The organism is Staphylococcus sp. HMSC059F04, assembly GCF_001812565.1.
Lineage (GTDB): Bacteria > Bacillota > Bacilli > Staphylococcales > Staphylococcaceae > Staphylococcus > Staphylococcus lugdunensis.
In genome coordinates this window covers 1-4,614 of sequence record NZ_KV809455.1, presented here as the reverse complement: position 1 = coordinate 4,614, position 4,614 = coordinate 1, and the positions used below count along the sequence as shown (strand labels likewise).

Below are 4,614 nucleotides of genomic sequence, written 5' to 3'. Positions count from 1 at the left end.
AATGATTGTTGATGATATACCGTTAGAGGATTAAATAGAGCCTATCTGATAATATTCAGATGGGCATTTTTTTGATTTTAATTGAGGAGTTATTTTGTTAGTATTTAAATTAATTAATAAATTATAATTTAAAAGGAGTGAGAATATGTTAAACAAAAATGTTAAATACCCTCATGCTAAGCTATTATTTGATTTTGCGGGTATTATTTCAAGTATTAGTATTTTATTATTAATAGCCTTTAATTTATATTTAAAGTTCGAAAGTAATGGAATTGTAGAGATAGGAGTTAAGTGGAACGAAAGTAGTTTGTATATAGGACTTACTTTGTTGTTTCTTATCATTTTTTGCGCTATTATCTCTTATATTCTTAAGTTTATTAAAAAGGGATTGAACTAAAAAAATAAAAGGAGAATGGCAATTACCAATACTAATACTTTTAAAATTTTAGATGGGCTTGCTTTTGGTGTTTTAACCGTACTTTTGATTATTTGGATTATTGGATTTTTTAAGAAGTATTCACAAAAATAAATCACTCATTTATACCGATTTTGGAATTGTTAAGGGTTTGGAGGCTCAACGTCAATAAAGCAATTGGAATAAAACTTTTAAATATTATAGTTTTTTTCGTTATAAACTTTTATTCCATGTTTTATTAGCAGTGCTGAAAATACTCCAACTCCTCGTCTTTTTTCTTCGTTAAATTCACCTGTGTAAATATTTTCCGTGCTACAAGTTGGACTGTCGGATTTTAGTATTAATGTTTCGCAATTTATTTTTTGACAAGTATCTAATGCCTTCATTGCTCCGTTTATATATTCTTTTGTAACGTCGTTTCCCTGACTATCTACGATTTTGGCTCTGTTTTCTAAAACATCGAAACCGTCTCCCCCTACAATTTCTGCAGGATTTCTTGGTGTTGATAATCCGCCTAATATTTCAGGACATATTGGTTTTGCTATACCTTTATCTACCAATTTTTTTAAGTTATTGTTGAGTTTATTTCCTCCGTCATATCTAACATTTTGGCCGACTAAACATGCGCTTATAAAAATCATATATTATCCTCCGATTTTTAGGTTTAAGAAACGAGTGTGAACGAGTTTCTTCTTATCTTGATACTATATAGAAATAATAAAGAAATCAAAAATAAATGTAAGTATGACGTATAAACTTTTTATAAACACAAAAGTAAGCGTTTATCATTTGCATTTAGAGTTTTCTTAAAGATAATGAACACATCTACTGAAATTTACTACTCAAAATTGAGTATCCTTTAAATGACTGTATCCGTTGGATGTAGTCTTTTTAACTTGTCAAAACTCTACATTTCATAATTCGATAAGAATATCAACTGTACCTATAAGTCCACATGTAAACAGTTCCTTAAAATAGGTATATGGTTTGATATTAGAATAAAGGGTGCCCCAAATTAGGGGTATCCTTTTGTATATAATCAACCCAAATGTGGGGATGTTAAATGTGTCCGTAAGTGGACGTATTAGCTACTTAGCTTAATACCCTCAAATGTGAGGATGTTGGTTTATACACAGCTCAAATGTGAGCTAGTTAATACAGCCGAAATTTCGGCACTAGTAGATATATCAGAACAGTTATTCAGAAAACGACAATATCCGTTTTCTAAATTCTGAAAAACTGAATGTGGCTTGTCTAACTTATATATTTGCGTAGTGAGAAATACAATTTTGAAGTATTTTAGCGCATGAGCTGATGTAACAATTTGTGACGATAGCTGCATGAACAATTCGTTCAGTCATGTATAAAAGTGAGTAGGGAAATACGACGCCCTTTATTGCTTGATCTAAGAAAGGACCAAAATATTCACCCATGTATTGTGACTTGTAAATGTTAGATAAGTGAATGTAGCAACCCCAGTGTTTGTTGATAATATTGGTGAAGATGATGAGAAGAATGAGCGAGATTTAAAACAATTGGAAAAGTAATATCCAAATGCTGATTTCCATATTGATGACTTAGGGAGATTTGAGGAGTAAAGAAAGCGCCAAGCCTTTATGGTTTGGTGTTTTTATTATATGTAGTGTATTTATACTTTTCAAATACTAAAAGGTATGTTAAGTTATAAGTGGTTAGGCGCCTAACTATATTTTAGGAGTGAATTCACTTGAATGAATTTTATTTGATAGATAGTCCAACTTATAAAAAATTAGAATGGCTAAAAAAGAAATATTTTAACTTAGATATTATTTCTGTCATGTTGTTTCTTGAGATCAATAAAACCTATAAACTTATGAAAAATAATTATGATAGTTTTATAGAGGATTATGGATTGACAGAGGCTAAATTTTCAATATTGATGTTGTTATTATATGAACAGAATTTAACGCTATCGCCGTCAGAATTATCCAAGAAAATAGGTAATAAAAAATCAACTATTACTGGTATTATTAAAGGATTAGAAAGACAAGGTTTAGTTAGAAGAGTGAATACATCTAATGATAAGAGAACTAGTTATGTACAAATGACTGAATTAGGTTATTCAAAATTAAATGAGTTTTTACCATATAACTATGACTTTGTTTCAAATGTATTTAGTGACTTTGATGAACAAGAAAAAGAAATGTTTTTTCATTTAATGAATAAGTTGCGAAATAATATTGAAAGGGATGGAGAAGATGCATAAAACAGAATTTTTAGAAACTTTTTTAAGCTTATATATTAACCATCATGTTGTTCTTAAAGATATGGAAACAGATACAAATAAATATACTGTTATAGATGTTAGAAATGCACCTAAGAAAGTTAAAAAAGATAAAATTAAAGGATCAATTGAAATACCTGCAAAAGATTTACATGAACATTTAGATGAATTATCAAAAGATAAGGTCTATGTTGTATATGATTGGACTGGTGGAACTATTTTAGGTAAGCAGGCATTATTGGAATTATATCAAAATGGATTTGAGGCATACGAGTTAGCTGGGGCTCTAGAGGGATGGAAAGGCATGAGTTTACCATTAGAAAATGTAGAATGATTGTTAATTAAAGAGTAAAGTTGAATCATTTATATCTTATAAAACACCACTAAAATGTGGTGTTTTTAATTTATATAAAATGATTTTAAAATATATATTGTAATAAATTTTAGCTCGGGTTACCCTATTGTTGGAGGTGCTAAAATGAACTATAAAATCGAAGTTTTAGATGATTGTAATGTGATCTATGTTAGAAATAAAGGTAAGTATGGTAGTAATAAGAATTATGAAATGATGAAGAATTTTAAAGAGTGGATTAAAGAAAATAGTTATTGGAGATATGTTGAGACTAACGGAATATTAGGTGTAGCATTAGATGATCCGCAAATTGTCGAAGAAGAATCATGTAGATATGATTTAGTTTTAAAAATAGACGAAGATGTAAAGATAAATGATTTTATAAATTCTAGAAGTTTTATGGGAGGAAAATATGCAGTTTTTGCAATTCCTCATACAACAAAAGACGTGAAAGACTTCTATTCTAATTTACCAAACATTATAGATAACAATAATTTGAGAGTAAAAAATGAACCTATATTAGAGCGTTATAAGGAAGAAGAGGGAAAAGATAAGTATTGTGAAATACTAATACCAGTTTTATAATTCTGAGAAATGTCCTGTGTTGCAATGAAAAATACTATTTCGTAATTATGTATGTTAATGGTAAATGAATTTGAAGTCATGAAATACAAAATCAGTATAATTAGTAAATCTAATTATGAAGTAGCAGAAGATTAAAGCGTGTTAAAGAAAATGACCTTGCGCATGGTGAGTGCTCAAATTGGTTAAAGTCAGTAAATTTTAACGACTCACAAGCAAGAAAATTTATAAAAGTATCTAACGAATTTCAAAATCGTTCGACGTCGAACACTTTAGGAGTAGAAGCTCTTTATCAAATAGCAACTCTCCCTGAACCAGAACGCACCAAAGAACATACAACATCAAAAGGAGAAACTAAAATTCCATACTAAATGTTTATGAATTTAACGGCAGAACTCAATTTTGAGCCTTGTAAAATTGCATATATTAGTTATATAAATATTATTCAAGGGTATTATATGAACGGGAGGGGCGACGTTATTACTTGCCTATTAGAACATGGAATGGTTCCGCTCCACCTAATCAGGTTTTAGGTGACTTATGGGAGAAATCAGTTAGAGTAAAAAAGTGAATGATCCTTTTCTGGGTAGGTACTTCGGTACTTGCCTATTTTTTATGTTATAATGTAATTATTCACGGTAACCATTCCGTTTATGCAGAGGACTTACTTGCGTAAAGCAGTAAGAAGCTGACTGCATATTTAAACCACTCATACTAGTTACTGGGTGGTTATTTTTTTATTAACAAACTTCTATATCAAAATGATTACATGCGATAATAAAACTTTTTTCACACGTTGCAGGCAGTGAATACGTAATTGAATACGTTAATTATGAAGTGATGTTAATTGATGAGAAGTATTAAGCTATGAAAACACTGTAATATCAATTGTTATAAGTTAATATAAATTAACGAAAAACACTCATTTCATCGAGTGGGAATAGAATATATAAATACTAAAGAGGCTAGGACATAAATCTCAGAAAAACAGCAGTAAGATCA

General features: G+C 29.6%; 5 protein-coding genes and 3 pseudogenes. 7 read left to right on the top strand and 1 reads right to left on the bottom strand.

The genetic code is table 11. The annotated features are described in order from the left end of the window. Positions 1–145: 145 nt before the first annotated feature. On the top strand, positions 146–397 hold the full coding sequence (locus HMPREF2864_RS00025; RefSeq protein WP_002459636.1) for a hypothetical protein: 252 nt from the start codon (positions 146–148) through the stop codon (positions 395–397). A gap of 209 nt (positions 398–606) precedes the next feature. Here the strand turns inward: HMPREF2864_RS00025 and HMPREF2864_RS00020 are convergent, their stop codons facing one another. Next, a complete protein-coding gene (locus HMPREF2864_RS00020; protein ID WP_070544678.1) occupies positions 607–1,056 on the bottom strand; it encodes a 2-thiouracil desulfurase family protein in 450 nt (149 codons plus the stop codon). A gap of 819 nt (positions 1,057–1,875) precedes the next feature. On the opposite strand from HMPREF2864_RS00020, the pseudogene HMPREF2864_RS12240 reads away from it, so the two are divergent. From HMPREF2864_RS12240 to HMPREF2864_RS12230, 6 genes and pseudogenes are all read left to right on the top strand, one after another. Further along, positions 1,876–1,962: pseudogene (locus HMPREF2864_RS12240) on the top strand (terminase small subunit); the annotation flags it as partial. Positions 1,963–2,141: 179 nt separating this feature from the next. Next, the gene (locus tag HMPREF2864_RS00015) at positions 2,142–2,660 is read left to right on the top strand and encodes a MarR family winged helix-turn-helix transcriptional regulator (protein WP_070544677.1); all 519 of its coding nucleotides are present in this window, start codon (positions 2,142–2,144) and stop codon (positions 2,658–2,660) included. Then, the gene (locus HMPREF2864_RS00010) at positions 2,653–3,012 is read left to right on the top strand and encodes a rhodanese-like domain-containing protein (RefSeq protein ID WP_070544676.1); all 360 of its coding nucleotides are present in this window, start codon (positions 2,653–2,655) and stop codon (positions 3,010–3,012) included. The genes HMPREF2864_RS00015 and HMPREF2864_RS00010 overlap by 8 nt, the downstream gene beginning before the upstream one ends. A gap of 144 nt (positions 3,013–3,156) precedes the next feature. Continuing rightward, entirely contained in the window at positions 3,157–3,615 is a 459-nt protein-coding gene (locus tag HMPREF2864_RS00005) for a GyrI-like domain-containing protein (RefSeq protein WP_070544675.1), read from the top strand. Between the two features lie 137 nt (positions 3,616–3,752). Continuing rightward, a pseudogene (locus HMPREF2864_RS12235) lies at positions 3,753–3,983 on the top strand (pathogenicity island protein); the annotation flags it as partial. A gap of 86 nt (positions 3,984–4,069) precedes the next feature. Next, a pseudogene (locus HMPREF2864_RS12230) lies at positions 4,070–4,183 on the top strand (hypothetical protein); the annotation flags it as partial. Positions 4,184–4,614 lie beyond the last annotated feature (431 nt).

Excerpts from the sequence above, each read along its gene's own strand:
- HMPREF2864_RS00025 (WP_002459636.1), top strand. The coding sequence starts at position 146 with ATGTTAAACAAAAATGTTAAATACCCTCATGCTAAGCTATTATTTGAT.
- HMPREF2864_RS00020 (WP_070544678.1), bottom strand. The coding sequence starts at position 1,056 with ATGATTTTTATAAGCGCATGTTTAGTCGGCCAAAATGTTAGATATGAC.
- HMPREF2864_RS00010 (WP_070544676.1), top strand. The coding sequence starts at position 2,653 with ATGCATAAAACAGAATTTTTAGAAACTTTTTTAAGCTTATATATTAAC.
- HMPREF2864_RS00005 (WP_070544675.1), top strand. The coding sequence starts at position 3,157 with ATGAACTATAAAATCGAAGTTTTAGATGATTGTAATGTGATCTATGTT.